Source organism: Nonomuraea sp. NPDC050022 (assembly GCF_044460705.1).
In the GTDB taxonomy this organism is placed as follows: Bacteria; Actinomycetota; Actinomycetes; order Streptosporangiales; family Streptosporangiaceae; genus Nonomuraea.
Genome location: NZ_JBITKE010000011.1, coordinates 327,037 through 353,930 on the forward strand (window position 1 = coordinate 327,037; position 26,894 = coordinate 353,930).

At 69.8% G+C, this 26,894-nt stretch carries 26 protein-coding genes; 14 read left to right on the forward strand and 12 right to left on the reverse strand.

Features of this window, described 5'->3' with window-relative positions; translation table 11 throughout:
* Window positions 1–52 precede the first annotated feature (52 nt).
* A complete protein-coding gene (locus ACIBO2_RS42155) occupies window positions 53–508 on the forward strand; it encodes a hypothetical protein (RefSeq protein ID WP_397303981.1) in 456 nt (151 codons plus the stop codon).
* A gap of 128 nt (window positions 509–636) precedes the next feature.
* Here ACIBO2_RS42155 and ACIBO2_RS42160 read toward each other — a convergent pair whose 3' ends face one another.
* From ACIBO2_RS42160 to ACIBO2_RS42185, 6 genes are read right to left on the reverse strand one after another with little or no spacing between them, the layout of a single operon-like run.
* Window positions 637–2,439 (reverse strand): hypothetical protein, encoded by a 1,803-nt coding sequence (locus tag ACIBO2_RS42160; RefSeq protein WP_358549938.1) that lies wholly within the window; start codon window positions 2,437–2,439, stop codon window positions 637–639.
* A gap of 26 nt (window positions 2,440–2,465) precedes the next feature.
* Window positions 2,466–3,992: a glucoamylase family protein gene (locus ACIBO2_RS42165; RefSeq protein ID WP_358549936.1), complete on the reverse strand. Its 1,527-nt coding sequence runs from the start codon at window positions 3,990–3,992 to the stop codon at window positions 2,466–2,468.
* Between the two features lie 13 nt (window positions 3,993–4,005).
* On the reverse strand, window positions 4,006–4,827 hold the full coding sequence (locus tag ACIBO2_RS42170; protein WP_358549934.1) for a carbohydrate ABC transporter permease: 822 nt from the start codon (window positions 4,825–4,827) through the stop codon (window positions 4,006–4,008).
* On the reverse strand, window positions 4,824–5,702 hold the full coding sequence (locus ACIBO2_RS42175) for a sugar ABC transporter permease (RefSeq protein ID WP_358549932.1): 879 nt from the start codon (window positions 5,700–5,702) through the stop codon (window positions 4,824–4,826). The genes ACIBO2_RS42170 and ACIBO2_RS42175 overlap by 4 nt, the downstream gene beginning before the upstream one ends.
* Before the next feature lie 2 nt (window positions 5,703–5,704).
* On the reverse strand, window positions 5,705–6,967 hold the full coding sequence (locus ACIBO2_RS42180) for a sugar ABC transporter substrate-binding protein (RefSeq protein WP_358549930.1): 1,263 nt from the start codon (window positions 6,965–6,967) through the stop codon (window positions 5,705–5,707).
* Window positions 6,964–7,962: a LacI family DNA-binding transcriptional regulator gene (locus tag ACIBO2_RS42185; protein ID WP_358549928.1), complete on the reverse strand. Its 999-nt coding sequence runs from the start codon at window positions 7,960–7,962 to the stop codon at window positions 6,964–6,966. Before ACIBO2_RS42185 ends, ACIBO2_RS42180 begins: the two co-directional genes overlap by 4 nt.
* 144 nt (window positions 7,963–8,106) lie before the next feature.
* On the opposite strand from ACIBO2_RS42185, the gene ACIBO2_RS42190 reads away from it, so the two are divergent.
* Together ACIBO2_RS42190 and ACIBO2_RS42195 are read left to right on the forward strand one after the other, a co-directional pair.
* On the forward strand, window positions 8,107–8,514 hold the full coding sequence (locus tag ACIBO2_RS42190) for a nitroreductase family deazaflavin-dependent oxidoreductase (protein WP_358549926.1): 408 nt from the start codon (window positions 8,107–8,109) through the stop codon (window positions 8,512–8,514).
* 145 nt (window positions 8,515–8,659) lie between these two features.
* A complete protein-coding gene (locus ACIBO2_RS42195; RefSeq protein ID WP_358549924.1) occupies window positions 8,660–9,142 on the forward strand; it encodes an OsmC family protein in 483 nt (160 codons plus the stop codon).
* A gap of 5 nt (window positions 9,143–9,147) precedes the next feature.
* Here ACIBO2_RS42195 and ACIBO2_RS42200 read toward each other — a convergent pair whose 3' ends face one another.
* Entirely contained in the window at window positions 9,148–10,626 is a 1,479-nt protein-coding gene (locus ACIBO2_RS42200; RefSeq protein WP_358549922.1) for an Nramp family divalent metal transporter, read from the reverse strand.
* Between the two features lie 102 nt (window positions 10,627–10,728).
* Between ACIBO2_RS42200 and ACIBO2_RS42205 the strand changes: the two genes are divergently transcribed.
* Window positions 10,729–11,097 (forward strand): PH domain-containing protein, encoded by a 369-nt coding sequence (locus tag ACIBO2_RS42205; RefSeq protein WP_214638874.1) that lies wholly within the window; start codon window positions 10,729–10,731, stop codon window positions 11,095–11,097.
* A gap of 97 nt (window positions 11,098–11,194) precedes the next feature.
* Window positions 11,195–12,499: a hypothetical protein gene (locus ACIBO2_RS42210; protein WP_358549920.1), complete on the forward strand. Its 1,305-nt coding sequence runs from the start codon at window positions 11,195–11,197 to the stop codon at window positions 12,497–12,499.
* Window positions 12,500–12,503: 4 nt separating this feature from the next.
* Here the strand turns inward: ACIBO2_RS42210 and glgA are convergent, their stop codons facing one another.
* Window positions 12,504–13,679 (reverse strand): glycogen synthase, encoded by a 1,176-nt coding sequence (gene glgA, locus ACIBO2_RS42215; RefSeq protein ID WP_358549918.1) that lies wholly within the window; start codon window positions 13,677–13,679, stop codon window positions 12,504–12,506.
* A 153-nt stretch (window positions 13,680–13,832) separates the two neighbouring features.
* On the opposite strand from glgA, the gene glgC reads away from it, so the two are divergent.
* Window positions 13,833–15,068 (forward strand): glucose-1-phosphate adenylyltransferase, encoded by a 1,236-nt coding sequence (gene glgC / locus ACIBO2_RS42220; protein WP_357951489.1) that lies wholly within the window; start codon window positions 13,833–13,835, stop codon window positions 15,066–15,068.
* Window positions 15,069–15,089: 21 nt separating this feature from the next.
* Here glgC and ACIBO2_RS42225 read toward each other — a convergent pair whose 3' ends face one another.
* Both ACIBO2_RS42225 and ACIBO2_RS42230 read right to left on the reverse strand, forming a co-directional pair.
* The gene (locus tag ACIBO2_RS42225) at window positions 15,090–15,452 is read right to left on the reverse strand and encodes a TetR-like C-terminal domain-containing protein (protein ID WP_358549916.1); all 363 of its coding nucleotides are present in this window, start codon (window positions 15,450–15,452) and stop codon (window positions 15,090–15,092) included.
* Window positions 15,449–15,646: a TetR family transcriptional regulator gene (locus ACIBO2_RS42230; RefSeq protein WP_358549914.1), complete on the reverse strand. Its 198-nt coding sequence runs from the start codon at window positions 15,644–15,646 to the stop codon at window positions 15,449–15,451. The genes ACIBO2_RS42225 and ACIBO2_RS42230 overlap by 4 nt, the downstream gene beginning before the upstream one ends.
* An 88-nt stretch (window positions 15,647–15,734) precedes the next feature.
* On the opposite strand from ACIBO2_RS42230, the gene ACIBO2_RS42235 reads away from it, so the two are divergent.
* The 3 genes from ACIBO2_RS42235 (at window position 15,735) to ACIBO2_RS42245 (ending at window position 17,596) form a co-directional block, all read left to right on the forward strand.
* Entirely contained in the window at window positions 15,735–16,346 is a 612-nt protein-coding gene (locus ACIBO2_RS42235) for a VC0807 family protein (protein WP_358549912.1), read from the forward strand.
* 46 nt (window positions 16,347–16,392) lie between these two features.
* Window positions 16,393–17,229: a hypothetical protein gene (locus ACIBO2_RS42240; RefSeq protein ID WP_397303982.1), complete on the forward strand. Its 837-nt coding sequence runs from the start codon at window positions 16,393–16,395 to the stop codon at window positions 17,227–17,229.
* An 88-nt stretch (window positions 17,230–17,317) separates the two neighbouring features.
* Entirely contained in the window at window positions 17,318–17,596 is a 279-nt protein-coding gene (locus tag ACIBO2_RS42245; RefSeq protein WP_397303983.1) for a hypothetical protein, read from the forward strand.
* On the opposite strand, the gene ACIBO2_RS42250 is transcribed toward ACIBO2_RS42245, so the two are convergent.
* Window positions 17,583–19,514 carry a DUF5107 domain-containing protein gene (locus ACIBO2_RS42250; protein ID WP_397303984.1) on the reverse strand — a complete coding sequence of 644 codons (1,932 nt, stop codon included), beginning with the start codon at window positions 19,512–19,514 and terminating at the stop codon, window positions 17,583–17,585. The two genes, ACIBO2_RS42245 and ACIBO2_RS42250, sit on opposite strands and share 14 nt — an antisense overlap.
* 97 nt (window positions 19,515–19,611) lie before the next feature.
* On the opposite strand from ACIBO2_RS42250, the gene ACIBO2_RS42255 reads away from it, so the two are divergent.
* Window positions 19,612–20,397 carry a DeoR/GlpR family DNA-binding transcription regulator gene (locus ACIBO2_RS42255; RefSeq protein WP_358549904.1) on the forward strand — a complete coding sequence of 262 codons (786 nt, stop codon included), beginning with the start codon at window positions 19,612–19,614 and terminating at the stop codon, window positions 20,395–20,397.
* 107 nt (window positions 20,398–20,504) lie between these two features.
* Window positions 20,505–21,404 carry a hypothetical protein gene (locus ACIBO2_RS42260; protein WP_358549902.1) on the forward strand — a complete coding sequence of 300 codons (900 nt, stop codon included), beginning with the start codon at window positions 20,505–20,507 and terminating at the stop codon, window positions 21,402–21,404.
* 12 nt (window positions 21,405–21,416) lie between these two features.
* Here ACIBO2_RS42260 and ACIBO2_RS42265 read toward each other — a convergent pair whose 3' ends face one another.
* Window positions 21,417–23,090 carry an SMI1/KNR4 family protein gene (locus tag ACIBO2_RS42265; protein WP_397303985.1) on the reverse strand — a complete coding sequence of 558 codons (1,674 nt, stop codon included), beginning with the start codon at window positions 23,088–23,090 and terminating at the stop codon, window positions 21,417–21,419.
* A gap of 126 nt (window positions 23,091–23,216) precedes the next feature.
* Between ACIBO2_RS42265 and ACIBO2_RS42270 the strand changes: the two genes are divergently transcribed.
* From ACIBO2_RS42270 to ACIBO2_RS42280, 3 genes are all read left to right on the forward strand, one after another.
* Window positions 23,217–23,897 (forward strand): hypothetical protein, encoded by a 681-nt coding sequence (locus ACIBO2_RS42270; RefSeq protein WP_358549898.1) that lies wholly within the window; start codon window positions 23,217–23,219, stop codon window positions 23,895–23,897.
* 110 nt (window positions 23,898–24,007) lie between these two features.
* On the forward strand, window positions 24,008–25,624 hold the full coding sequence (locus ACIBO2_RS42275; RefSeq protein WP_397303986.1) for an FAD-dependent oxidoreductase: 1,617 nt from the start codon (window positions 24,008–24,010) through the stop codon (window positions 25,622–25,624).
* A 36-nt stretch (window positions 25,625–25,660) separates the two neighbouring features.
* Window positions 25,661–26,890 (forward strand): cytochrome P450, encoded by a 1,230-nt coding sequence (locus ACIBO2_RS42280; protein ID WP_397303987.1) that lies wholly within the window; start codon window positions 25,661–25,663, stop codon window positions 26,888–26,890.
* The last annotated feature ends 4 nt before the right edge of the window (window positions 26,891–26,894 follow it).

Below are 26,894 nucleotides of genomic sequence, written 5' to 3' on the forward strand. Positions count from 1 at the left end.
GGATTGTCGGTGGCGCACCCTACGATGAGGCTCCTCACGGAGGGATACCCACATGCTGGACTCGCTGATCGTGCCCCTGTTCGTCACCACGGACCTGCCGCCGCAGGCGGACCTGGCCGAGTTCGGGGAGCTGCTGGCAGAGACGGCGCGGACGCTCGACCATGACGACGTGAGCTACGCCGCGTTCCTGGCGGGCAAGGTGTTCTGGCTCGACCGCCCGGTGCTGCCCCGGCAGCGGCCGCCGGCCGAGGGTGAGCCCCGGTTCGCGGCGCTGCTCGGCTACCTGGCCGCCTCCGGGACCGGGCACACCTCGCGCGACGTGGTGGCCGACGCGCGCCGGGCGATCGACGCCGCCGTCACCTCCCGCTACGGCGATGTGGGGGCTTCGCCCGCCGTGTTCGCGATCCGCGACCGCGACGTGCGGGAGCGCACCCCCGAGACGGCCGTCTACGTCGACACTCGTGACGCCGCCGCCGACCTGGTCACGGTCACCCGCCCCTACCTCTGACCCCGTCCGACGGCAGCGGCACAGGGGCCAGAGGTACGGACGTCAGACGTACAGGCGCCAGACGTACAGGCGTCAAGGCGTGCAGGCGTCAGACGTACAGGCGCCAGGGCGTGCAGGCGTCAGTGGAGTCAGCGCGGGGTCAGTTCGACGAACGACACGCCCGGCATCGGCAGGTTGAAGTCCACCGTCACCGCACCGCCCTCCGCCGTGACCACCGCCGCCGGGGTCAGCTCGTCCAGGGTGTTGTCCGAGCGCAGCTTGTCCCACTGGTGCTCCAGGGGCCAGTCGCCACCGCCCATCGCCCGCCAGACCGCCCCGATGTTGGAGTGCCACTCGTCGACACGGTGGTGGGTGAGCGTGTAGTCCCCGTCGAGACCCGCGACCGTCAGGGAGATCGCGCGCGACAGCTCCGGGGCCCCGTCGGCCTGCGCCTGGTTGAGCGTGCCGTTCCAGGCCAGCACCCCGACGCGTCCGTCCGCGTGCCGCGCCGCCCAGACCTCGACCCCGCCGGCGTCACCTTCGACCACGGTCGCCAGTTCCTCATCGCCCAGGCGGGTGGCCAGCGTGAGCGCGTGGAAGCGGGGCTTGCGCAGGTTGCCGACCGTCAGCAGGCCGAAGCCGCCGTGGAAGAGCCGTGGCGGGCGCCCCAGCTCCTCGAAGTGGTCCGAGGCCACCCAGTGCGACACGGCGGCCAGCCGGCCGGCCGCCGACTTCATGCCGTGCAGCAGGAACGTGGCCCCGAACGGCCCGTCCCCGATGCCGTGGAAGTGGGTCGGGGTGGGGCCCCACTCGGTCCACCAGATGGGGGTGTCCGGCATGCCGTACCTGGCCAGGGCCGGGCGCCAGTCGAGCGGGGCGTTGCCGTAGGTGTGGGTGGAGATGAAGTCGAGCTCCGCGCCCGATTCGGCGACGTGCGCGAGCAGCTCCTCCACCCAGCCGTTGGCCGCCGAGGCGGGCCCGCCGACCCGCAGCGACGGGTGCACGTTCTTCACAGCGGCGGCGCTGACGTCGTAGAGCAGGAAGTACTCCTCGGGCGTGCCCGTCCAGAAGACGGCGAGGTTGGCCTCGTTCCACACCTCGAAGGCCCAGTTCTCAATGAGCTCCTGGATCCCGTACCTGTCGACCAGGTGCTCGACCAACGCTCTGACCAGGTCGCTCCACGCCTCGAAGTCCTTCGGCGGGGACACGATCGCCTCGTAGCCGAACACCGTCTTGGACGGGTCGGCGGCCAGGTCGCGCGGCATGTAGCCGAGCTCGACGATCGGCCGCAGGCCGAGCGCCATGATCGTGTCGTAGACCTCGTCGACCTTGCCGAAGTCGTAGACCGCCTGGCCGTCGACCTCCTTGTAGACCCCGAGGTCGTCGCCGAAGATGGCGTGGGCGCGGACCGTCTCGACCCCGAACTCCGCGCGCACGACGCGCAGGGCCTCGGTGAGCTCCGCGCCGATGGGCCGGCCGCCCGTCTCGTCCTTGCTCAGCAGGTACGACAGGTGCTCAGAGCCGATCATGTACCGCCACGGCCGGGGCAGGTCGCGGGCCACGGCGGCGGCGTCGACCCGCACGCTGACCGCCGCCGGTCCGCCCGCCAGCGGAGCCGCCGGGACCGCCGCCGAGACGGGCCCGACGGTCTCCATGGAGGCGATCGCCGCGACCGTGTACGACGCCGCGCCGTGCCCTGTGTCGACATAGCGGCAGGCGGGCACGGCGGCCACGTCCACGTCGGGCTGCGACACCGCGACGCCATCCCTGTGCACCAGGTATCCGATCGCCTCCGGCACGGGCTCCCACGTCAGCGTCACGTGGCCGACGCCGGGGACGGCGCGCAGCCCGGCCGGCGCCTGAAGGCTCAGCTCGGCGGCCGGAACCGCCTGCCCCGACGCCTGGTGGATGCGTTCCCGCCAGTCACGGTGGGCGGCATCAGCCGTAGTCATCTGGGATTCCCCGATCTGTTGGAGGGTCAGTTGGCGGGAGGGACCCCCTGAACGGCCCACTCCTCGATTTCCATCACCGGACGGAGTTTCGCCTCGACGCCCGCGCCGCCGAAGTAACGGTGCAGGTCGCCGCCGGTGAGCACGTTGCCCAGGGCGGCCATGACCATGCCCTGGTCGAGCGCGAGGTACCACTTCGACACGACGCCCGAGCGGACCGCGACGGAGTCGTAGAAACCGCCGGGCCCGTAGGCGTCGAAGTTCTTGCGGATCTTGGCCAGGTTATCCATCGCCTGGGCCCGCGCGTACGGCAGAGCCAGGAAACTGGCGTGCGGAGTGACGACGCCCTCGCCGTAGGCGGTGGGTTCCGGCTGGGCCGGGCGGCAGCCCTCGTACCCGGGATCGGTGCTGGTGCGCTCCTCGTCGGAGGTGTAGCCCGGGGTGTCCATGCCGAGCGGGTCCACGCCGTACTCGCGGTAGCCGCCGCGCGGGTCGTTGGACGGCGAGAAGCCCCAGTAGCCGTACTTCGCCTCGTTCAGGCCGTGCTCGATCTGCGCCTTGACGAACACCGGGTGGTTGCGGCCCCAGCTCTTCGGCGCCCACTTCGCCTCGGGAACGACCAGGTCCGGCATCAGCGCCTCGAACATCGAGCCGCCCCAGTTCGGGACGAACCGCATGCCGCGATAGCCGTACGTGCCCTCCCAGACGTTGACGCCCAGGTACGTCTTCCACGCCCCGACCGGCTTCTGGTCCTGCCAGCCGAAGTCGCAGCCGTTGTCGGGGAAGGTCCGGTAGGGGCCGAAGTAGCTCTGGGGCGGGATCTGGCCGAGCGCGATGCCCACGTACTGGCCGATGCGGGTCTCGGCGGGCGCTCCGTAGTGGTGGCAGGTGGACCAGACCTTGGTGCCGGTGCCGGCGTAGTCGCTCTCGACCGAGCAGCCCTCCGGCTTCTGCGGCCAGAAGCCGCCGCGCAGCAGGCCGGTGCCCGCGTCAGGGCGGGCGGCCGGGTCGTAGTAGGACTTGAAGTTCATGGACGTGACCAGCTTCGAGGCCCGCGCGGAGTAGCGGGGCACGGCGTTGCGGACCATCATCAGGGCCGTGGCCAGCCAGCCGTTGTCGACGCTGGAGGCGAACAGCGACACGGGGTCGCCGTTGTCGGGCCAGGTGTGGACGAGCTGGAGGGTCGCCGGGTCGTACCAGTTGTAGTACTGGCCGGTCGGGGTGTCGCGGTCCATCCGCTCCAGCGCGTCGAGCACCTTGCCGACGCGGGCCGTGGCCTCGCCGGAGGCGATGACGCGCAGGTCGCGGGCGACGAGCGTGCTCCACAGATAGGTGCCGATGTTGGTGGGCGAGGTGACCTTGGCCCTGGTCTTCAGGTCGCCGGTGACCTTGTCGGACGGGATGCCGGTGGCGGGGTCGACCATGGCGGCCATCGACCGCCACGTGTCCTTTGCGTACTGAAATAACGTGCTATTTCCGGATGAAGCGCTGGCCGGGCTGGGCACAGCGGCGGCGGCCAGCACGAGCAGGCCGGCGATCACGGCGGTCTTGCGCATGAGGGGTGCTCCTCTACTTGAGGCCGGATGTAGCGATGCCCTGGATGAAGAAGCGCTGCAGGAAGACGAACAGGACGAGGATCGGCGCGACCACGATCATCGCCCCGGCGATGAGCAGGTTGTAGTGGCTGCTCTCGTGGCTGTTGAGGATGTTCAGGGCCACGGGCAGTGTGTAGACGTCCTCCGACTGCGCCACCACGGCCGGCCAGAGGAAGTTGTTCCATGATCCGAGAAAGGTGATCAGGCCCAGCGTGGCCATCGCGGGCTTGCAGAGCGGCAGCACGATCCTGAAGAAGATCCGGAACTCCCCCGCCCCGTCCACCCGCGCCGCGTGGATGAGCTCGTCGGGCAGCTCCGCGATGAACTGCCGCATCATGAACACACCCAGCGGCGTGATCAGCCCCGGCAGGATGATGCCGAGGAAGGTGTTGACCATGCCGAGCCTGGCGATCAGCACGAACTGCGGGATCATCAGCACGATCGCCGGCACCGCCATCTGCACCAGCACCAGCCCGAAGACGGCGTCCCTGCCACGGAAGCGCATCTTGGCGAACCCGTAGCCGACCATCGAGGAGAAGAGCAGGTTGCCGGCGACGATGACCAGCGCGACGAACACGCTGTTCGCGAACGCCTGCCCGATGTGCACCCGCTGCAGGAGCTCGGTGTAGTTGTCCAGCGTGAACGTCTCCGGCCAGAACGTCGGCGGGTCGCGCCGGATCTCCGGCTCCGGCTTGAGCGAGCTGAGCCCCGCCCACAAGAACGGCCCGACGACCAGCAACAGCCCGACGCTCAGGCCGAGATAGGTGATCAGGTTCTGCCTGCGGGTCCGCCTCACCGCGCCCTCCCGATCCTGAGCTGGAGTACGGCCAGCGCGATGATCACCGTGAACAGCACGGTCGCGGCGGCGCCCGCGTAGCCGTAGTTGCCCACGCCGAACTGCTTGAAGATGGCCAGCGAGGCCGACAGCGTGGAGTTCAGCGGCCCGCCGCCGGTCATGATCAGCGGCTCCTCCAGGAACTGCAGGAACCCGGTCGAGCTGTAGACGGTGCAGAAAAGGATCACCGGCCGCAGCTGCGGCAGCGTGACCGACCTGAACCGCGTCCAGCGCCCGGCCCCGTCCACCTCCGCCGCCTCGTACAGCTCCCGGGGGATCCCCTGCAGCGCCGCGAGGAAGACCACCATGTCGAACCCGAAGCTGCGCCAGGCCGTCATCACGATGATCGACGGCAGTGCGGTGGCCTGATCCTGCAGCCAGGCGGCCCCCTGGAGGCCGACCAGCCCCAAGAGCCGGTTGACCAGTCCCGCCTCCGGCTCCAGCAGGAACTTCCAGGCGACCGCGACGCCGATGATGCTGGTGATGTGCGGCAGGTAGTAGCCGAGCCGGAAGAACGTGGCGGGCAGGCGGGCGATGCCGGAGTTCAGCGCCACGGCGGCGGCCAGGCCGAGCCCGATGGTCAGCGGCAGCCCGGTGATGACGAAGATCGCGGTGTTCAGTGCCGCCTTGCGCATCGCCTCGTCGCCGGCCAGCCTGATGTAGTTCTCGACGCCGACCGGGTCGACGGCAAGCGGGTCGGTGACGTCCGTACTGCGCATGTCGGTGAAGCTCATGCCCAGCCCGGCCAGCAGCGGCCCGAGGTAGAACACCACGAACATGAGCACGAACGGCAGCACGAACACCCAGCCGAGGCCGCCTCTGCGAAGCAGCGTCATCACTACAGGCCGGTGCCGATCGTGTCGGCCTGCGCCTGGATGGCCTTGGCCGTCCGCTCCGGCGTCTGCTTACCGAGCGCCAGCTTCTCCAGCTCGGTCTCGAACACCTTCGCCACCTGCTCCCAGGTCGGGTACGGCGGCGGCGTCTTGGCGTCCTTGAGCTGCTCGCCGAAGACCGCGAGCTGCTTGTCCGAGGCCAGCTCCGGCTCCTGCCAGGCCGACTGGACGCTGGGCAGCGCCTTCACCGTGGTGTACCACTTGGCCTGCACCTTGGGGTCGGTGAGCCACTGGATGAACTTCCAGGAGGCGTCGCGGTTCTTGGCCTGCTTGAAGACCACCAGATCGGAACCGCCGACGAAGCTGGTCGCCGAGACCGGGCCCTTCGGATAGGGCGCGACGTCGAACTTGTCCTTGAAGTCCGCGCCGCCGTCGTTGTTCAGCACGCCGACCATCCAGGGGCCGGAGAAGAAGCCGCCGACCTCGCCCTTGATGAAGCTCTGCGGGAAGGCGCCCTTGGGGGTGTCGTTCGGGGCCAGCTTCTCCTGGAAGAGCGAGGCGTACTGCTTGAGCGCGGTCACCGCCTCGGGGGTGTCGAAGGTGTACTTGCCGTCCTTGACGATCTCGCCGCCGGCCTGCCAGATCAGCGGCACCAGCTCCTGCCAGGAGCCCTCGGTGTAGCCCTGCTGGAAGCCCTTCTTGGCGCCGCCCTTCTCCTTCAACGCCTTGGCGAACGTGTTGAGCTCAGCCCAGGTGGCCGGCGGCTTGACGCCCGCCTTCTCGGCCTGGTCTGTGCGGTAGTACAGGACGCGGGTCTCGACGTACCACGGCACCCCGTACGCGGTGCCGTTCACGTCCACGGTCTGCCAGGCGCCGGGGAAGAACGCGGCCTTGTCGATGAGGTTGCCGGGCGTGGGGTCCAGCACGCCGGTCTTGGACAGCTCACCCGCCCAGGTCGAGCCGATCATGCTGATGTCGGGGGTGGCGCTGCCCGCGATGGCCGAGGTGATCTTGTCGTGGGCGACGTCCCAGCCCATCGGCGTCACGTTCACCTTGACGCCCGGGTTGGCGCTCTCGAAGTCCTTGGCGAACGCGCCGAGCGCCTTGCCCTCCTCGCCGATCCCCCAGACGGTGATCTCGCCGGCGGCCGCGCCGGTCTTGACGTCCTGCGCCTTCTCGGGCGCCTTGTCGGCACCGCGCCCGCAGCCGGTGATCAGTATCGCGAGAGTGAGCAGACCGGCGGCGGAGCTCCGGGTCGAGGGGTTCACTTGGGTTCCTCCTGGGGGTGGTGACCGCAACTGGCGCGCAGCACCAGCTCGGTGGTCAGGACGAGGTGCTTCGGGGTGTCGCGGGCGCCGGTGATCAGCTCGTCGAGCGCCCGCGCGGCGCGCGCGCCCAGCTCGCGCATCGGCTGGCGGATGGTGGTCAGCGCCGGGCGGGCGTGGCGGGCGGCCATGATGTCGTCCCACCCGGTCACGGCCAGCTCGTCGGGTACGGCCAGCCCGAGCTCCTCGGCGGCGAGCAGGGCGCCCAGCGCCACCTCGTCGTCGGAGCAGACGATCGCCTCGGGCCGCGCCGGAGCGCGCAGCAGGGTCAGGGCGGCCTGGTAGCCGCATTCGACGGTGTAGTGCTCCGTCGGCACCGCCTCGATCGCGGCGCCGAGGACGGACCTGACCCCCTGCCAGCGTTCGTCCACGTCGTCACCCGTCGCGATCGGCGCGCCGAGGAAGGCGAAGCGCCGGTAGCCGTGTCCCAGTAGGTGCTCGGCCAGTGCGCGGGCCGAGGCGGTGTTCTCGCTGCGCAGCGTGTCGGCCCCGGCCAGCGGCTCGCGGGAGACGAACACGAGCGGCATCCGCATCCGGACCAGCTCGGCGACCAGGTCGTCCGGAACCGTGTGGCCGAACACCATCAGGCCGTCCACCCGCCCCGCGAGATCCTTGACCAGGTCGTGCACGCGGCTACGGCCCTTGGTGGACAAGATCACCACCGACCGGCCCAGCTCGGAGGCCACCTCCTCGTAGCCGAGCAGCACCTCGGTGTAGTACGGGCCCGCGAGGTTGGGGAAGACGATGCCGTTGGCGGCGTGGCGGCCCTCGGCCAGGCTGACGCCGAGGCGGCTGGGGGTGAAGCGGAGCTCCTCGACCGCCTTCAGCACCTTCTCGCGCGTCTTGGGCGCGACCGGCCCCGTGCCCCGCAGCGCGCGCGACACGGTCGCGATCGACACGCCCGCGCGCCGCGCCACCTCGTAGATCGTCACGTCCATCCAGGCTGCTCCTTTTTGTGTAAGCGCTTCCACCCGCAGCTGTGTAAGCGCTTACAGAAAGGCAGTCTGTCAGGCGTGTCAACATCTCGTACAGACCTCGTCCGGTAACGGTGCGGTTACGGCGATATGGGGTAGGCGGCAGGCATGCTCTATGGCAAGGAACACGTCCAGCGCTATCAGGAGACCGACGGCGCCGAGGGACACGACTGGAACAACACCACGACCCTCCTTCTCACCACCACGGGCCGTAAGTCCGGCAAGTCGTACACGACGCCGCTCATTTACCAGAAGCACGGAGGCGTCTGCGTCGTCGTCGCCTCCAAGGGCGGCGATCCCGACCATCCCGAGTGGTACAAGAACCTGCAGGCCAATCCCGAGGTCGGGGTGCAGGTGAAGGCCGAGAAGTTCAAGGCCCGCGCCCGCACGGCCACGGAGGAGGAGCGGCCCGAACTGTGGCGGCTGATGGCCGCCACCTGGCCCGACTACGACAACTACCAGCAGAAGACCGATCGGAAGATCCCGATCGTCGTCCTCGACCCCATCACCGGCTGACCGCTGAGCCCGCCCCGGCCGGACTGTCGTACGGCGGGGCGGACGGTCCGCCATATCCGCCCGGACGCGGCGCACCGCCGCCGCGCCCTTCGGATACGGCGGGGCGGACGGTCCGCCTGGGACGTGAGTGACAGATGATGAACCCATGAGCAGCGAACACCACTACCGCGTCACCGTCACCTGGACCGGCAACCTCGGTGAGGGCACCTCCGGCTACCGGTCCTACGGCCGCGACCACGAGGTGGCCGCCGAGGGCAAACCCGCCCTGCCCGGCTCGGCCGACCCCGGCTTCCGTGGCGACTCGGCTCGCTGGAACCCGGAGGAGCTGCTGGTGGCGTCGCTGTCGCAGTGCCACATGCTGTGGTATCTCCACCTGTGCTCGGTCAACGGCATCGTCGTGACCTCCTACGTCGACGAGCCGGAGGGCACCATGGTCGTGGACGCCGGCACCGGCGGCGGCCGCTTCTCCGAGGTCACCCTGCGCCCCACGGTCATGATCACCACGCCGAGCCTGCACGCCAAGGCCCTGGAGCTGCACGCCGAGGCCAACAAGCTCTGCTTCATCGCCAACTCCACGAACTTCCCGATCCACCACGAGCCAAGGATCCTCGACTGCCTGAAGGGGTAGCCGCCCTAGAACGTGACGAGCGGATCGCCGATGAAGTCGGCGATGAAGTTGACGAAGAAGAAGCCGAAGAACAGGAAGTTCAGGATCAGGATCGCATAGTGCCACGGCCGGGGGCGGGCGGGACGGGGCAGCCTGCTGTTCAGGTACATCAGCAGGAACGGGTAGATGAGCGCGCCCAGGTTCGACATGTTGGCCGACCACTCCACCAGCCCGACCGGCAGCGAGAAGTGGATGATGACCGAGATGATCACTAACAGCACGATCATGAACGGGTAGTAGAAGCGGCGCGGGTCGCCCTCGATCAGCCCGCGCAGCCGGGGGCTGGTGGCGTGCGCCGCGTCCGTGGTCACCCGGACCATGGCCTCGAAGATGCCCAGCTGGGTGGAGAACAGGATCAGCACTCCCAGCACCAGCGCCACGTAGAACAGCGCCCGGCCGTACTCGTCGCCGAGCACCCCCGCCACGAACGTCGGCACGTCCGCCCGCGTCGGCTTCTGGCCCGACAGGGTGACCGCCTGCGACATGAGCAGCGTCGGCAGCAGCATGCCGAGGATGGCACCGACGAAGAAGACACCCCACATGTCGGTGAGCAGCAGCCGGTACCACCTGCGCCACAGCCCCCGGTTGAGGTCGTCGTCGGGGAAGGTGACGCCGCTGGCCAGGATCTCGCGCCGCTCGCCGCGCATCCCCGACAGGAACCCCCCGCGATAGCCCATGCCGTAACCCTTGTCGCGGTAGTGGCCCATCACGTACCAGTTCAGGCCGGAGGCCAGGGCGGTGAAGCCGGCCAGGCCGCCGAGCTGGGTCGCGGTGATGCCCGCGGGCGGCGCGGCCGGGGTGACGAAGCCGCGGATGCCCTCCCACCACTGGCTCCACGGCACGATGAGCAGGTCGACGGCGAGCAAGGCGAGGAGGATGGTGCCGACCATCACCCAGTTGGCCAGCTCCAGCGCCCGGCTGATCCGCTTGGCGAACGCGGTGATCAGGAAGACCAGCACCAACAGCGCGATGGCCCACAGCCGCGGCTCCTCGGCGTCCGCGGGCGCGACCACGCCGTGGACGAGCGCGTAGACGCCCTGGCCGGCCGAGGCGGCCCACCCTCCCGCGATGAAGGCGAAGATCACCACGAGTACGGACAGCGGAACCCACAGCTTCCAGCCCGGCGGCACCCGGCCCCAGCCGACGACCGGGGTCTCCCCGGTGGCGAGGACGTAGCGGGAGCACTCGACGTTGTAGAACGTCTGGAGGAGGGCGGAGACCAGAATCACCCAGCCGACGCCGACGAAGCCGTACTGCCCCACGTTCAGCGGCCCGAGCAACCACTCGCCGCTTCCGATCGAGATGCCGAGGGCGATCAGGCTGGGCCCGATCGCGTACTTGACCAGCTCTTTCGGGCCGATCCTGGAGACCTTGAACACCTCTTCCGGTGTCGGAAGGTCTGTGACGTTGAGATCTGGGCGGCTTACTCCGAGTGGATGCGACATGTCAGGCCTCCTGTGCGTTCAGGGTGATCCAGAACCCCATCGGCTACAAGACCCAATCGGCGCTTGCGGAACGCTGTCGCTTGCCCTGTTCGTTGCCCAGACATGGCTGACATCCCCTATGACAGGAAAGAACAGCTCAAGCAGATAGAGAGCGGGCTGATGCCGGGCGAGCAGATCATCGCGGTGTACGACGCCATCGGCGCCGGGACGGGGTTCCTCGGGCTGACCGATCGGCGGGTCATCGTGCAGGACAAGTCGTTCGTCGGCAAGCGCGTCGCGATCACCAGCATCCCCTACAGCAAGATCTCCGCGGTGAGCGTGGTGAGCAACAAGTCGTTCGCCGGCGGGTTCTTCTCCTCGGGCGCGATCGCCATTCACGTCGGGACGCACACGTACGAGGTCGACTTCCGCGGCGACAACAAGGCGCACCACGTACATAACGTGATCTTGCATCACATATCGCGAACGTAACCGATTTCGTAAGGGGCGCGGCGGCCCGGACTGGCCTATCCTGCGAAAATCACGAGGCCTGCGAAAAGCAGGGGGTCACGCGAAGGGGGCGGGCTGGGTGAGCCGAGTCGCACGCGCCTGTACGGCGGGCCTGGCAGTGCTGGCGCTCGCCGCCTGCACCTCCACCCCGCCGACGGCGACCGAGGCGCCGGGCACGGGCGCCGCCACCACCACGCGTCCCGGCACGGCGACCCCAAGTACCTCGGCTCCCAGCACGTCGATCTCGCCGGTGCCGGTGCCCGGAGGCGGGCGGCCCGCGCTCCCCGCCAAGCCCGCCGCCTGCGCCCAGCCACCGGCCGACACCGACGACATCCGCGCCACGAAGGCCGCCTCCGGCTGGCGCGTCGTGTCCACCGGCGAGGGGTACGGCAAGCTGCACGACCTCGCCGTGGGGCGCGACGGCGCCGTCTGGGCCACCCACCTCACCCAGCGCTTGACGGCCGAGTCCGTGGAGACGGCCTTCGCGGGCCTGCGGCGGTGGGACGGCAAGGGGTGGACGTCGTACCCGCTGCCGAGCGTTCAGGTGACCGCGCTCAGCGCGACCTCGGCCGCCAACGCGTGGGTGTTCGGCCTGGCGGACGGCAGAACCGGGCTCGTCGGCGCCTTCCAGAACGACACATGGGCGGCGCGGCGGCTCACCGGCCGGCTCGGCGACACCTTCGGCGCGGGCGGCACCGCGGCGCGTGGCGCGTGGGCGGTCAGCGGCACGTCGGCGCTGTGGTGGACCGGCTCGACCTGGCAGCACCACGACCTCCCGGCCCCGGCCGGCGCGGTGGGCGGCGGCAGCGGGAGCGGCGGCGGTTCGGGGAACAGCGGCGGCGGCAAGCGCGGCGGCGACGTGTGGACGGTCAGCGGTCCGCTGATCGACCAGGGACCGGCCGCCCGCTGGGACGGCGAGGCGTGGCAGCGGGTCGACCTGCCCGTGCTCGGGGCGCCGGACAAGGCGGAGTCCCCGCGCGTCCGGCTCAACGACGTCGTGGTGCTCGGCCCGGCCGACGTGTGGGTGGTCGGCGGGGTGTCATGGCTGGTGCCCGGCGAGTTCACCAAGGACAACGAGCCGCTGGAGCGCTCCCGCCCGGTCGCCCTGCACTGGGACGGCGGCGAGTGGCGATGCCGGTGGGGCGCGCTGGGGCCGACGTTCACCCAGGCCGAGCCGGACGGCCTGGACGGGATGTGGGTGCTCGACTCGACGGGGTCGCGGCTGCTGCACTTCAGCCGCGAACGCTGGACGTCGCAGACCGTAGACGGCACGATCAACGCCCTCGCCCAGCGCCCCGGCACGAGCCAGGTCTACGCGGCCGGCTCCTCCGACCCCGAGAAGGACCTGACCCGCGCCATACTCTGGCGGATCAGCCTCGGCTGAATCCTCAGGTCAGTGAGGTGTAGAGCTCCATGGTCCGGTGCGCGATGCGTTCCCACGAGAAGTGCTCGACGGCCCTGGCCCGCCCGGCCACCCCCATCGCCGCGGCCCGCGCCGGATCCCCCAGCAGCGCGTTGACCCGCTCGGCGAAGTCGGCGGCGAACCGCTCCGGATCGTGCGGCGTCCCATCGATCCCCTGGTCGATCGGCACCAGCAGCCCGGTCTCGCCGCCGGCCACCACCTCGGGAATGCCGCCGGTCGCCGTCGCCACCACGGCGGTCTCGCAGGCCATCGCCTCCAGGTTCACGATCCCCATCGGCTCGTACACCGACGGGCACACGAACACCGACGCGTGCGTGAGCAGCTGGATCACCTCCGGCTTGGGCAGCATCTCGGAGATCCAGATGACCCCGTCGCGCTCCCGGCCGAGCTCCCGCACCAGGCTCGTCACCTCGGCCTCGATCTCCGGCGTGTCGGGCGCGCCCGCGCAGAGCACGATCTGCGCGCCGGCGTCGAAGGTCCGTGCCGCGTGCAGGAGGTGGACCAGCCCCTTCTGCCGGGTGATGCGCCCGACGAAGATGACGTACGGCCGCGCCGGGTCGACGCCGTGCTTCTTCAGCACGTCGTCGCCCCGGTCGGGGGCGTATTGGGCGGTGTCGATGCCGTTGTGGATGACGCTCACCCGCTCGTGCGGGATCTCGGGATAGGCGAGGAGTACGTCGCGCCGCATTCCCTCCGAGACCGCGATGACCGCGTCGGCACCGGCCAGTGCGGTCCGCTCCGCCCAGGAGGAGACGGTGTAGCCGCCGCCCAGTTGCTCGGCCTTCCACGGCCGGAGCGGCTCCAGGCTGTGGGTGGTGACGACGTGCGGGATGCCGTGCAGCATCTTGGCGACGTGCCCGGCGAAGTTCGCGTACCAGGTGTGGGAGTGGACCACCCCGGCGCCCGCGCACGCGGCGGCCATCTCCAGATCGACCCCGAGCACCTGCAGGGCCGCGTTGGCGTCCGCGAGCCCGGCGGGCACGGGGTAGGCGGAGACGCCCGGCTCGTCGCGTGCGGCCCCGAAACACCGCACCCGGACGTCGGCCAGCCGCCGCAGCTCTCTGGCCAGATATTCCATGTGCACCCCGGCACCGCCGTACACATCCGGCGGGTACTCCCGGGTGAGCAGATCAACGCGCATGACACGACCTTACGATCCATCGGGCCGCCGGGCACAGCCAGACAAGCCGTAGCGGCGGGCTGTGGGACGCCATCTTCCATGAGCTCCAGGCACGAACTACGTTCGGTGGGCGTTTCGTCGATAGATCGGCATTTTGAGGGTAGCGTCACGGATATGAGGTCCAGGAGGGTTCTTGCGGTCGTACTGGCAGGTGGAGAGGGAAAGCGGCTCATGCCGCTCACGGCGGATCGCGCCAAACCGGCCGTTCCGTTCGGCGGAATGTATCGGCTCATCGACTTCGTGCTGTCCAACCTCGCCAACGGCGGATACCTGCAGATCGTCGTACTGACCCAGTACAAGAATCACAGTCTCGACCGCCACATCTCGCGTACGTGGCGGCTGACGGCGATGCTCGGCAACTACGTGACCCCGGTGCCCGCCCAGCAGCGGCTCGGCCCGCGGTGGTTCTCCGGCTCGGCCGACGCGCTGTTCCAGAACCTGAACCTGATCTACGACGAGATGCCCGAGCACGTGATCGTGTTCGGCGCCGACCACATCTACCGTATGGACCCGCGGCAGATGGTCGAGCAGCACGAGGACTCCGGCGCGGACGTGACGGTGGCGGCGATCCGGCAGCCGCTGTCGCTGGCCGACCAGTTCGGCGTCATCGAGACCGATCCGCAAGGGCGGCGGATCGTCGCGTTCCGGGAGAAGCCGAAGGACGCGGTGGGGCTCGCCGACTCCCCCGACGAGGTGTACGCCTCGATGGGCAACTACGTCTTCAAGACCCAGGCGATGATCGACGCGCTGCGGGAGGACGCCCTCGACCCCACGAGCAAGCACGACCTGGGCGGCAACATCATCCCGATGCTCGTCAAGTCCGGCGGGGCGGACGTCTACGACTTCGCGAACAACGTGGTGCCGGGTTCGAGCGAGCGCGACCGCGGCTACTGGCGCGACGTGGGCACGCTCGACGCCTACTACGAGGCGCACATGGACCTCATCTCGGCGCACCCGATCTTCAACCTCTACAACGACAAGTGGCCGATCCACACCGGCCACGACCCGCTGCCGCCGGCCAAGTTCGTGCACAACGACGGCGACCGGGTGGGCCGGGCGATCGACTCCCTGGTGTCCCCGGGCGTCATCGTGTCCGGCGGCACGGCGAACAGGTCGATCCTGTCGCCCAGGGTCGTGCTGCACTCGCACTCGCTGGTCGAGGACTCGGTGCTGATGGAGAACGTCAAGGTCGGCAGGGGCGCGATCGTCCGCAAGGCGATCATCGACAAGAACGTGGTGATCCCCGACGGCGCGCGGATCGGCTTCGACCTGGACTACGACCGCACCCGCTTCGCGCTGACCAGGGGCGGGATCGTGGTCATCGGCAAGAACGAGATCGTCGACCGCTGACCCTCACCGGGACCGCTACCTTCACCGGGGCAGGCTGAGCAACCGGTCGACCAGCGTCCTGGCGTGGCCGGCGCCGACCGGACGGTTGAAGAAGATCGCGTGGTAGTAGAGCGGCGCGATCACCACCTCCATCAGCTCCAGCAGCGTCGGCGGGCTCTCGCCGCGCGCCGCCGCCCGCTCCAGCATGCCCTGGAGCTGCACGGCCCGGTCCGTCAAGTACGGCTGGTCGTCGTCCGGGACGCGAGTGCCGACCTGGGCGGCCCTGACGTAAAGAGGCCCCAGCGGCCCCGCCACGTCCGCCGCGACCTGGACGGCGTAGGCCTCCAGGTCGCCGCGCATGCCCGTGTCGGGCACCGGTGACCCCTGCGAAAGCCGCTCGGTCACCACGTCGTCGATATGAGCGCGCCGAGCGTGCCCCAGCGCCGGTAGAGGGTCGCCTGGTGCACCCCGGAGCGTTCCGCCACCCGGGCGAGGCTCAGGCTGTCCCAATCCTCCTTCCTCAGCAGGTCGAGGACGGCTTCATGCACCGCCGTGCGGACTCTCGCGCTGCGGCCGCCCGGCCTGCGTACTGGTTCCATGCAACCCAACTTAACGCGAATTCTCTTGCGTTAACGCTCTCGCCGTGGTTACCCTGAAGCGAAAATATTCGCATTAAGGAGTCTTCGCATGAACCGCTCCGTGCTCAAGGTGGCGCTGTGGGACGTGCTCCCCTGCGTCGTCGCCTGCTACCTGCTGCGCGCGCTGAACGTGGGCGAGTACGCCGCCCTGCTCTCGGCCACGGCCGTCGGCCTCCTGCGCACCGCCTATGTCGGCGTCAGAGAACGCCGCCTGGACGGATACGCGGCGTTCATGTGCCTGATCTTCGGCCTCGGCCTGGTCCTGTCCTTCGCCACCGGGGACGAGCGCCTCATGCTGGCGGTCAAGTCGATCACCACGGCCGTCATCGCCGCCATCCTCGTCGCCACCTGCGTGACGGGGCGCCCCGCCGCCTTCCCCTTAGCCAAACGCTTCGGCGCCGGGGACGCCACCACCTCCGCCCGCTGGGACGCTCTCTATCTGACCGAGCCCGCGTTCCGCCGCGTCTACTACGTCATGACCCTGACCTGGGCGGCGGCCTTCCTCATCGAGTCGGCGATCCGGCTCCCGCTCATCTATCTGCTGCCGGTGGACGTGATGGCCGGCCTGTCGACGGCGCTACTGCTCGGCACCCTCGCGCTCATCGCGGCCTGGAGCGCCTGGTACGGCAAGCGCGGCGAGGCGGTCTTTTCCGCAAGTTGACCAAAGCTTGATCACGCACTGTACATGACTGATACCGTTCCGTGACATGCCATCCCCCGCGCATGACACACTCAATGCGCTCTTCCGCAACCGTCCGGCATTCGCCGTCGAGATCCTCCGGGATGTCTTCGACGTCGATCTGCCCCCGGACGTACTGATAGAGGTCGCCGGAAACGACTTCAATGACCGCCCGTCCCTGGACTTCCAGGCAGACACGGTGATCACCGTAGGGCCGCGCCAGGACCCGATCTTCGGGGTCATCGTCGAGATCCAGCAGGACACCAAGGAACACAAACGCACAGCCTGGGCCCGCTATGCGGCTGCGCTTTGGCTGCAGCTGAAATGTCCGGTAGTAGTGCTGGCCCTCTGCCCCGACACCCGGGTCGCGACGTGGGCGGCGGAGCCGATCGTCACCAGCCTGCCCGGCTTCGTCCTCCAGCCCCAAGCCTTCGGGCCGGACCAAGTCCCCGCTATCACCGATCACGTCCAAGCCGCGGACTGCCTCGAACTCGCCGCCATGTCCGTGATGATGCACGGTCAGCAGCGAACCGTGACAGAGGCCTACATGACGGCCCTGAACAAGCTCCCCGACGGTGACTCTCTGCAGTACTATGAATACGCATACAGACTGGCTTCGCTCGCCACCCGGCGCATTATGGAGGAGATCATGTCGCTTGACCTTTGGCCCCTACAGAGCCCCATCCTCCGAGGGCTTGTCAGCAAAGGCGAAGCTACCGCACTGATCAAGATCCTCAAAGCGCGCGCCATCAGCGTCCCCCAGGACGCCCACGACCGCATTGCCGAATGCAAAGACCCCGACCAAATGGAAGAGTGGATCGTCCGAGCAGCCAGCGCGGCATCCATCGACGACGTCTTCAGATGAGCTCTGCCTTACACCGCTTAACACCGCATACGCTTCCGCCGGGCCTCGATCGGGGCCCGGCGCCTATTTCAGGAATCTTATGTCGTCCATGGAATGGCCGGTATACAGCCCCTTCGCCAAAGCGCACTTCAGCAGAGGATACGTCGAAGGTTACATCGACGGGATTGTCGGAAATCATGATGAACGCCTGATCAAAGCCATGGCCGAGGCTGTGGTCAAAGTGCTCGACATACACGAGATCACCGTCCCTCAAGACGTCCGCGACCGCATCACCCAATGCACAGACCACGACCAGCTGACTCAATGGATAAACCGCGCCTGCACCGCGAAAACCCTCGACGAGATCTTCGCCCCTAATACTGCTTGACGCTGTAGTCATACCGGCAGGGCAGCGGATTCTCCGCCCGCGCCCGCGCCCGCCCCGTCGGATTGAGCCGTTCGTGATAGTCCCACCACAGCTCGTCCAGCGTGTCCTCCCCCTCCCGCAGGTCGTCCACCACCAGCCCCGTCTCCAGCACCCGCCCGGCCCGGCCGACATCGCCCGTGTCCAGGGCCGCGCGGCACTCCAGGAGACGGATCCGGCCGTGCCAGCGGTCCTTCGGGCCGAGTTTGTCGATCAGGACCAGGGCCTCGTCCGGGCGGCCGGCGGCGAGCAGAGCGGCGAGGGTCTCGATGGTGAGGGGGCGCAGCCGCGGCGACAGCGCGTGCGCCCGCTCGTACAGGTCGGCGGCGCGCGACGGGGCGAGGACGGCCAGGTTCCGCAGGGCCCACGCGTTCTCGGCGCAGGCCAGGGAGCGTTCCCAGGCGGCCCGTGCACCGTCGTGGTCGCCGTCGTGATAGAGGTTCACGCCCAGGTGGAGCAGGGTGAACCAGGTGCCGCCCGACTCCTCGACCGACTTCTCCAGCAGCGCGCGCCACTCGGGGCCGACGGTGTAGGAGGACGGCGGCAGGGCGGGGGCGGGTGTGGGGATCGAGCCCTTGCGCACCAGGGCGAGCCACGACTGCTGGTCGCGTCCGATCGTCCAGTCGGCGAACGGCGTGCCGGGCAGGTTGAGCGCCCGGCTGCGCCGCTTGGCCAGGGCCCGGCGCTCCAGCGCGCCCCAGCCGCTGCCGACGTGCAGGACCTCCACGGGCACCGCCGAGGCCAGCTCTACGGCCTGCTCGTGCGCGGCTTGGAGGCGGTCGCGGGAGATCAGCCGGTCCACGGCCCGGCTCACGTGGCCGAGCGCCTCGGGCCAGGGGCCGTGGGATCGCGCGGGGTCGGCCTGGAGCAGGCCGTACGCCTCGGTCCAGGACAGGGCGGAGCGGGCGGGCAGGCGTACGTGCTCCAGCTGGGTGCGGGTCAGGCCCGCCTGGATCTCCAGGTACGGCCGGTCGGGGCCGGACAGCCAGTCCTGCCAGTTGCGGCCCGCCGCGCCGGTGCCCCAGCGGAAGTGCTTGCGGCCGCGCAGCAGGTCGGTGGAGACCTGCGCGAGCCCGCCGCCGTCCGCGTCGAGGGCGGCGATCCAGCGGCGTTCGCCGCGCGGCAGCTCGTAGAAGAAGTCGGCGGCCTGCTCGTTGCGGGCCGGGTAGGACTGGTCGGCCTCGCGCCAGCGCGGCACCGGCACCCGGCGCAGCATCCCGTCATAGGAGAAGTGGTACGCCTGGCGCGCCGGCGCCAGCACCCGGCTGCCCGGCGTCTGCGGCACCGCCGCGTTCGACCACCAGTAGACCGGGGCATCCACCGCTGAAGGGTTATAAATCCGGACGTGGACGAGGAGCACCGGAGAGCCGGGCGGCAGGTGGACATCAAGCTGGTAGACCAGCCGCCGCATCCGTTCCCACTCGTACATCCGCAGCACCGGCACCCCGTCAGGCCCCGCCACCCGGACGGCGTGGACGGGCGCGCAGGCCAGCGCGGTGTGCCCGAACGTGCCGAGGTTCCACTCCACTCCCCCCGCGAACCACGCGTTGCGCAGCCCGAGGTTGGCCAGCTGCAGGTGGGGCGGCTTGTGCAGGAGCTCGCGCCCGGTCGGCAGGTGCACCAGCGAGCGCAGCCGCCCGCCGTACTCCAGCAGGAACTCCGCGCGCAGCAGCTCGTTCTCCAGCACCGCCGTCTTCAGCTCCCGCTCCTCCCGCTCGCGGCCGTAGCCGTCCTGGAAGGTGTACGGCAGGAGCGATTCGGCGTGCCCATAAGCCAGCTGGGCCGCCATCTCGGCGTCGGCGGCGGCCGTCCTCAGCCCGCCACGCGGATCGGGGAGCGTGCGCAGCGGCGGCAGCGGGTTCTCCGGACCCAGCGGGGACACGGGGAGCACGACTGTGGATGTCCGTAGCATTTGGCGAGTATTTTCCCATAAAACCGACAGATAAGAGCTTCAGCCGGGTTTCGGGCATGATTAGACGGTGAACCGGTACGAACGCTGGAACATGCTGTTAGAGCTCGTCGCCGAGGCCGGCCGCCTGAACGTGTCGGAGACGGCGCGCAAGCTCGGCGTGTCCGCGGCCACGATCAGGCGCGACTTCGACGAACTCGCCGACCAGCAGTTGCTGACCAGGACCAGGGGCGGCGTCATCGCGCACAGCGTCTCCTACGACCTGCCGCAGCGCTACAAGGTCGCCCAGCACGCGCCGGACAACCAGCGCATCGCCGCCGCCGCGGCGGCCCTGGTGCCGGTGGGGGCGACGGTCGGGCTCAACGGCGGCACCACGACGACGGAGGTGGCCAGGGTGCTGGCCAACCGCCCCGACCCGCCCTCCGGCCGCCGCGGCCCGGCGTTCACCGTGGTGACCAACGCCCTGAACATCGCCCACGAGCTGGCCGTGCGGCCGCATCTGCACGTGCTCACCACGGGCGGCTCCGCCCGCGCCGAATCGTACGAGCTGGTGGGCCCGGTGGCGACGGGCATGCTGGCCGACGTCGCGCTCGACGTGGTGGTGCTGGGCGTCGACGCGCTCGACGTCAAGCACGGCGCCAGCGCCCATGGCGAGGGCGAGGCCGCCGTCAACCGGCTGATGGCCACCAAGGCCCGCCAGGTGATCGTGGTGGCCGAAGGCTCGAAGCTGGGCCGCCGGGCGTTCGCCCTGGTCTGCCCGCTGAGCAGGATCAACGTCCTGGTGACGGACTCCACGGCCGCGCCGGAGCTGACCGCCGGATTCGCGGACGCCGGCATCCGGGTCATCCGGGTCTAGGACCCGCGTTTGATCGTTTCCAATGCTCCGGCGGACCCTCACCGCTAGGCTTCCCGCTCTGTGCTTGACATCAGGAAACGGGATATGTCAGGAAGTGGGGGATCTAGATGTTGATCGCACTGGGCGTGATCGTCGCGCTGATCGTCGGCGTCGCGCTGTGGTGGAAGTTCCGCGACCCGCTCAGAGGTGAGGACTTCTACAAGTTCCACGTCGAGCGTACGTGGGCCTGGGAGCTCGTCCTCACCGAGGAGCAGGAGCGGGCCTTCATGGCCGGGCTGGAGGCCTACGACGAGGAGCGGACCGTCTTCCCGCACCGGGAGGCGGGGGCGCTGCACGTCTACAACCCGCAGATGATGGTCTCGCTGTTCCTCCTCACCGAGCAGTTCGCCGCGATGGGCCCGGGGGCGCTGGCGGATCCGGCGGGCGCCGTACGGCACCTGATCGGCCGCGCCGCGGAGGCGGAGATCGACGGTGTGCTCTACATCGACGACGAGTGGATGGAGGAGCCCGTCGACGGCCTGGACAAGTACGACTTCACCCGCGAGATGGGCATGGCCACGCACGCACAGGGCGTCGACGGGGGCGTCGGCGGCTATGGGAACGAGGACGCCGGCTACGGCATGCTCACGGTGCTCACCGAGGTACCGGCGCATGTGCGGAGAATGTACGACGAAGCGCACAGCCACGCCTCGCCCGGCGAGATCCGCAACCGCCTCGACGTCTACAAGGCGGTGATCGAGGAGCCGGAGCCCGAGTTCGTCGCGGGGCTCGAGCGCGCCGACGGCGAGCAGAGCCGCTTCACCAACACGCTGATGTACGACTACAGCCGGGTGCTCGCCGATTACCAGGAGCTTCGCCCGCGCATGCCGCACGCCCAGCCCGTGGACGTCATGTCCGCCGCACTGGCGCGGATGCTCACCGAGCGACGCCCCGGCATCACGTGGACCCGGCCGCCGTCACAGGAGCAGCACGACCTCGCCTTGCGGCTGATCTCCACCCGAGGCTGACCCGCGCGAGTCTCAGCGCCGCCGCCGGGGGAAGCGGCCCGTGAAGACCCGTACGTCCGCCGCCTCCCCGGCCAGGTCGCTCGCCCATCTGACCGCCGTTTTCAGCGACGGCTCCGGGGCGTGGTAGGCCCGGTCGACCGACCACCACCAGGTCTTCTCCCGGCGCGGCTCGGCGGCGAGCCCGGCCGCCGCCAGCCCCGCCGGGAGACCGCCCCGCTCCAGCAGCTCCGCCCACTGCCCCCGGCGCAGGTTGAGGTAGAGCAGGCCCTTCAGCTCGCTCAGCACGCCGAGGTCGCCCACGGCGGCGCGGGACAGGTCCAGCGCGTACAACCGCGGGCAGGACAGCAGCGGGGTCAGGTCCACGGGCCGCTCGGTGCGCAGGGTCAGCGACCGCAGCGTGACGTGGCCCGCCAGGGGCGCCAGGTCGATCCCGTCCATGGCCAGGTCGAGCAGTTCCACCGGAGTGTCGCGCAGCGGGGTCAGGTCCGCGCCCGGGCAGTTGTCCACCTTCACCTGCCACAGCACCGGCGCCCCGCGCACGGGCCCGAAGTCGACCCAGGGTGCGTTGAGCACCGACAGGCGCTGGATCCGCGGCTCCCAGCCCCGGATGGTGGCCGCGTCGGGGCCGGCGACCGTCAGCGAACGGGTCTGCTCGTGGGCGTGCCGGTTCGGCTCCTTCATGTCGCCCAGGTCGATCCACAACTCGCCGTTCTCGACCGCGTAGGCGCCGGCCTGCAAGGCGGTGACGTGCCGCCGCAGCAGGCTGGTCACGGAGTCGGCGACATAGACAGGTCCTTCGTCATGGTGCGTGCCCATGCGGATGACCTGGCCCGGCCGCCCGTCCGGGCCGGGCGCCAGGTCCACCGCCAGGAAGTCGCCCCCGGTGCTGGTGGCGAACGGGATCCAGCACGGGTGGTCCGAGGCCCGCCGCATCGCCAGCGAGGGGCCCACGCCGGTGATGAACGGCTGGTGGCTCCAGCTACGGCCGACCGCCCACCAGCGGTTCTCCGGGCGGCTCTGGTCCTCCAGCAGTTCGAGGCCGAACCAGGGGTGCCGGTCCAGGAGGCCCTCACCGCCGTCGCCGTCGACCAGCGCGTAAAGGGCGCGCAGGTCCTCGGGGAGCGTCACGCCGTACCGGACCCGGAGCTGGGCCTCCAGCCAGGCGCGGCGCGCTTCGGGGAGCGCGGGGGGCGGGGCGTACTTGTCCGTGCCGGGACCGCCCAGGACCCGGTCACGCTCGCGTAAGTACGCGCCGAGCAGCGCGACGACCTCCTTCGGATCTCCCGCCGGGGCGGCATCCGGCCGGCCCCGCTGGAACTCCGCGGGCTCGGGCGGCAGCACGCCCCGATCGAGGACGTACAGGAAGCCGTGCTCGCCGTGATCCACGCGGTCCAGCGACTCGCTGACCACCGCTTCGAACCGGCCCTTGGCCTCGACCACCAGCTCGATGGCGAGGTGGTCGCCGCTCGCCCCGGCCAGGGTGTAGATCTCGCACATCTCCGCGTGCAGGTCGATGTCATCCGCCTCGCCGGGCTCGACCCTCAGTCCGCGGTGGCCGGACCCGTCCGGGCCGGTCGCGAACCCCTGCAGCTCGGCCCGCCGCCATCCCGCGGGCGCTCCGGCCGCGATCTTCTCGGCCATCGTACGGAGCACATCGGCGATCTCGGAATCACGATCAAGGGTCACAGGACACACCTAACCATCGCGACGCGCCCGCTTCGTACCACGCCACGATGATTACCGAGCGTATCGGCTGGACACGTAGCGTCGTACAGGCTGTACAGGCTTCGGCGTCGTGGGAGGAAGGGCTCCATGCAGGGCATTGCCGGATCGCCGGCGAGAGCGTTGCGGACGCCGCGCGCCGCGGGAGCCGCGGGGATCCTCGCCGCGCTGCCGCTGGGCGGCGCCATGATCCTGGTGCGCAGGGCGGTGCCCGACCAGCCGATCGGCGCGGCCGCCTACCTCGCCGACACCGCCGGCCATCACGCCCTGCGGGTGGCGCTGGTCCTGCTGCCGTTCGGGGGGATCTTCTTCCTGTGGTTCATGGGCGCCGTACGCGACTCCATCGGGGTGCGGGAGGACCGGTTCTTCGCGACCGTCTTCCTCGGCGCCGGCCTGCTGTTCGTGGCCACGCTCTTCGTCTTCGGCGCGACGGCGGACGCTTTTCTGGCCACGATCGGCACGATGCGGGACCCGTCGCGGCCCATGGCCTTCTGGCACTACGGGCGCCACCTCACCCTGGCCCTGCTGACCGAGTACGCGCCGCGCATGGCCGCGGTGTTCACCCTGACGACCACGACCATCGCGACGCGTCTCGGCATCTTCCCCCGGTGGCTGTCCTGGCTCGGCTATCTCATCGGGCTGGTGCTCCTCCTGGTCGTCAGCCACGTCGCCTGGTCGGAGATCGTCTTTCCCGTCTGGGTCCTGATCGTGGGCTGCTTCCTGATCGCCGCCCATCCCCGGATGATCTCCGCAGACCTGCCCAACAAATGACCCTTAGCGCCAAATCAGCTATGTGGCGTCGGGTAAGTCGTGAAAAGGGCGGCTTGGCGGCAGCTGGCCGCCCGGTCCGACGGGGAGAGTTTCCGACGGGGAGAGTTACTGTGCGAGTTGTCGTTGATCTCACGCGCTGCCAGGGCTACGGGCAGTGCGTCTTCCTGGCGCCGGACGTGTTCTCGATGCACGGCCAGGAAGCGCTCATGTACGACACCGGCCCGGCCGACGACCAGCGCGAGCGGGTGCTCCAGGCAGCGGCGGCATGCCCGGTCCAGGCCATTCACCTCGACCGGATGACCACCCAGCACAGAACCATGCGGCCGGAGTTGGGCCCCTCCCCCACGGGCGACAGCGAGGCGTTCAAACGCCAGGGCCGCATCGTCATCGTCGGCGCCTCCCTGGCCGGCGGGCGGGCCGCCGGAGTGCTGCGCAGAGACGGCTTCACGGGCTCGCTGACCCTGATCGGGGACGAGCCGTACCAGCCGTACGACCGGCCGCCGCTGTCCAAGCAGGTCCTGACCGGCAAGGTGCCCGCCGAGCGCACCCTGCTCCCCCAGCTGCGCGAGGTCGATGTCAACTGGCTGCCGGAGACCAGGGCGACCGGGCTGGACCTGTCCGCCCAGAAAGTACGGCTCGCCGACGGCGGGGAGATCGGCTTCGACAAGGTCCTGATCGCCACCGGCGCGCGGGCCCGGCCGTGGCCGAAGGAGACGGAGGCCGCGCTCGACGGCGTGTACGTCCTGCGCACGCTCGACGAGGCCAGGCGCCTGCGGGAGCGGCTGGCCGCCGGCGTCGGCAGGGTGCTGATCATCGGGGGCGGATTCACCGGGTCGGAGGTCGCGTCGGTCTGCCGCGAGATGGGCCTGCCGGTGACCCTCGTCGACCACGGGCCCGTTCCGCTGCGCGGCGCGCTGGGCGGCGTGATCGGCGCGGTCGCGGCGGACATGCAGCGCGCGGCCGGTGTCGACCTGCGCTGCAAGGTCACGGTGGCGGAGCTGGAAGGGGACGCGGAGGGACGGCTGCGCGGCGCCCGGCTGTCCGACGGCAGCACCGTGGAGGCCGACGTGGCGGTGGTCGCGCTCGGCGCGGTCCGCAACATCGAATGGCTGGAGGGGTCCGGGCTGGCGTGCGGGGTGTGGGGGATCGCCACCGACGCGGGCTGCCGGGCCTTCGACGTCAACGGCGTGGTCACCGACAACGTGTTCGTCGCCGGTGATGTGGCCCGCTTCCCGCACCCGGTCTTCCACTACCAGTTCCTCGCGCTGGAGCACTGGGGCAACGCCGTCGCCCAGGCCGAGGTCGCGGCGCACAACATGATCAGCGACCAGGCGCATCGCTGGCCGCATCTGTCGCTGCCGGTCTTCTGGTCCAACCAGTTCGGCGTCAACATCAAGTCGGTCGGTGTGCCGAGCTTCGCCGACGAGGTCATGATCGCGCAGGGTTCGCTGGCCGAGCGGCGGTTCGTCGCCGTCTACGGCTACCGGGGCAGGATCACCGCCGCGGTCACCTTCGACCACGGGATGTGGCTGGACTTCTACCGGCGCCTGATCGAGCAGGCCGCGCCGTTCCCCCCTGACTTCCGCACGGTCGACCGGCTCGACGGATCACGGCCCGTTCCGGCCGAAGTGCCGGAGCGGATCAAGCCCGCCGAAGGAGCGACCGTGGTGGTGACCGGCCACGATCCGGGCGAACGCCGCGTCACGCTCGTACGCCCTCAGCGGTAAGACCATCTCGAACCACGCGTCCAAGGGAGGCATTTCGTGGAGCCGGCAAGCAGCTACCAGCAGATTCTCCAGTTCTCCAACCGGGCCGACCCGTATCCGCTGTACGCCGAACTGCGCAAGACGCCTGTCGCGCGGCAGGAGGACGGCAGCTACGTCGTCAGCACGTACGAGGAGATCGTGGCGCTGCTGCACGACCCGCGGGTCAGCTCCGATCGCCGCAACCTCGCTGATCCGTCCCTCGGCGGGGGGCAGTTGCCCTCCTTCATCTCCACCGATCCGCCCGAGCACGACCGGCTCCGGCGGCTGACGATGCGCCATTTCGGGCCGCCGCATTCGCCGCGCAAGGTCGACAGCCTGCGCGGCGAGCTGCTCCAGATCGTGACGGAGTTGATCGACGGCCTCGCGGACCGGACACAGGCCGACATCGTCGACGACTTCGCCTACCCGTTCCCGGTCACGGTGATCTGCCGCCTGCTCGGCGTGCCGCTGGAGGACGAACCCCGCTTCCGCCAATGGGCGGACGAGCTCGTGGAGAACCTCGGCCCCGGTGAGGGCGACATGGCGGAGCGGATCAAGAAACGCCAGGCCACGCTGCTCACGCTGGGCGAGTACCTGTCCGAGCTGACCGATGCCCACCGCGAGAACCCGGGCGACGACATCCTGTCCGGGCTGATCACCGACGAGGGCCCCGACGGGACGATGTCGCAGCACGAGGTGATCGGGACCGGCGCGCTGTTGCTGATCGCCGGCCACGAGACCACGGTCAACCTCATCGCCAACGGCATGCTCACCATGCTGCGCAACCCGTGGCTGCTGGAACGGCTGCGCAAGGAGCCGGACCTTGCCATCCACACCATCGAGGAGCTGCTGCGCTACGAGCCGCCGGTGCACTTCCTGCCCAACCGGGTCGCCCTCGACGACATCACCATCGCGGGAGTCACCATCCCCAAGGGCTCCCCCATCATCCTCGCGCTCGCCTCGGGCAGCCGCGACCCCGCGCACCTGCGCGACCCCGACCACTTCGACCCCGACCGTCCCTACATCCAGCACCTGGGCTTCGGCGGTGGCGTCCACCATTGCTTCGGCGCTCCGCTGGCGCGCCTGGAAGCCCAGATCGCGCTCCGCGAGCTCGCGCGGCGGCTGGTGAACCCCCGCCTGGTCACCGACCCGCCGCCCTACCGCCCGAGCTCCACCCTGCGGGGTCCGCGTCACCTGGAGGTCCAGTACGACGGCGTCAACCCGTACAGCGAACTACCGGCCACGTAGCCCG

Coding starts and splice junctions, on each gene's coding strand:
- ACIBO2_RS42155 (WP_397303981.1), top strand. CDS start 53: ATGCTGGACTCGCTGATCGTGCCCCTGTTCGTCACCACGGACCTGCCG.
- ACIBO2_RS42160 (WP_358549938.1), bottom strand. CDS start 2,439: ATGACTACGGCTGATGCCGCCCACCGTGACTGGCGGGAACGCATCCAC.
- ACIBO2_RS42165 (WP_358549936.1), bottom strand. CDS start 3,992: ATGCGCAAGACCGCCGTGATCGCCGGCCTGCTCGTGCTGGCCGCCGCC.
- ACIBO2_RS42175 (WP_358549932.1), bottom strand. CDS start 5,702: ATGACGCTGCTTCGCAGAGGCGGCCTCGGCTGGGTGTTCGTGCTGCCG.
- ACIBO2_RS42185 (WP_358549928.1), bottom strand. CDS start 7,962: ATGGACGTGACGATCTACGAGGTGGCGCGGCGCGCGGGCGTGTCGATC.
- ACIBO2_RS42190 (WP_358549926.1), top strand. CDS start 8,107: ATGCTCTATGGCAAGGAACACGTCCAGCGCTATCAGGAGACCGACGGC.
- ACIBO2_RS42195 (WP_358549924.1), top strand. CDS start 8,660: ATGAGCAGCGAACACCACTACCGCGTCACCGTCACCTGGACCGGCAAC.
- ACIBO2_RS42200 (WP_358549922.1), bottom strand. CDS start 10,626: ATGTCGCATCCACTCGGAGTAAGCCGCCCAGATCTCAACGTCACAGAC.
- ACIBO2_RS42205 (WP_214638874.1), top strand. CDS start 10,729: ATGGCTGACATCCCCTATGACAGGAAAGAACAGCTCAAGCAGATAGAG.
- glgA (WP_358549918.1), bottom strand. CDS start 13,679: ATGCGCGTTGATCTGCTCACCCGGGAGTACCCGCCGGATGTGTACGGC.
- glgC (WP_357951489.1), top strand. CDS start 13,833: ATGAGGTCCAGGAGGGTTCTTGCGGTCGTACTGGCAGGTGGAGAGGGA.
- ACIBO2_RS42230 (WP_358549914.1), bottom strand. CDS start 15,646: ATGGAACCAGTACGCAGGCCGGGCGGCCGCAGCGCGAGAGTCCGCACG.
- ACIBO2_RS42235 (WP_358549912.1), top strand. CDS start 15,735: ATGAACCGCTCCGTGCTCAAGGTGGCGCTGTGGGACGTGCTCCCCTGC.
- ACIBO2_RS42240 (WP_397303982.1), top strand. CDS start 16,393: ATGCCATCCCCCGCGCATGACACACTCAATGCGCTCTTCCGCAACCGT.
- ACIBO2_RS42245 (WP_397303983.1), top strand. CDS start 17,318: ATGGAATGGCCGGTATACAGCCCCTTCGCCAAAGCGCACTTCAGCAGA.
- ACIBO2_RS42260 (WP_358549902.1), top strand. CDS start 20,505: ATGTTGATCGCACTGGGCGTGATCGTCGCGCTGATCGTCGGCGTCGCG.
- ACIBO2_RS42270 (WP_358549898.1), top strand. CDS start 23,217: ATGCAGGGCATTGCCGGATCGCCGGCGAGAGCGTTGCGGACGCCGCGC.